2 protein-coding genes are annotated in these 611 nt (G+C 34.9%); both read right to left on the bottom strand.

Annotated features, from left to right (window positions below):
* Nucleotides 1-306: DUF6597 domain-containing transcriptional factor (locus tag R2S57_RS30420; protein WP_316848666.1), on the bottom strand; the 306-nt coding region annotated here is incomplete at its 3' end.
* Between the two features lie 25 nt (nt 307-331).
* Nucleotides 332-611, bottom strand: a 280-nt coding sequence (locus R2S57_RS30415) for a transcriptional regulator (RefSeq protein ID WP_316848665.1), incomplete at its 5' end; no start/stop codon positions are given.

Below are 611 nucleotides of genomic sequence, written 5' to 3'. Positions count from 1 at the left end.
AGATGAAAGTTTAAAAAAATAAGAGCATGCAGCCGGTTTAAACCGGACTCCCAAAAGTTTGACTTTACCAACAGTATTATATTCTTTGAAGCGCATCATCGTACCGATCAGATAAATGGCTTCGCTTTTCATCAATAGGGTTCCGTTATCAGTTCGGTAATCATCCTCAATATTGAAAATAATGTCTACACAGCCATCCGGTAGGATTTTGGTTTTGTGAGGTGTATAATCAGTAATTTCAGATACCCAATAAGCATCGATATAGGCTTGTAGTGCCGGATGTGGCTGTATTTCTGAATAGGCCAATGAGATAAAATCTTATAATTATTTTCTAATATGCTTGAATAAGGACATCGGTTGGTATTTTGAAACTTTCATGTAACTGTCTGATCATATCGAGAGATAATTTTCGTTTTCGGCTTAATATTTCGCTTGCTCTACTTTTTAAACCAACAACTTTGACTAAATCACTTTGTTTATAACCCATCTGTTCCATCCTAAATTTTATTGCTTCTATCGGATCAGGGAAACCAATTGGGAAATGTTGATTCTCGTAGTTTTCTATTAAGATTGCTAATACATCAAATTTATAACCGCTATCGAGCCTTTTT

The organism is Pedobacter psychrodurus (assembly GCF_032678585.1).
GTDB classification, from domain to species: Bacteria; Bacteroidota; Bacteroidia; order Sphingobacteriales; family Sphingobacteriaceae; genus Pedobacter; species Pedobacter psychrodurus_A.
This window is presented reverse-complemented; position numbering and strand designations above follow the sequence as displayed.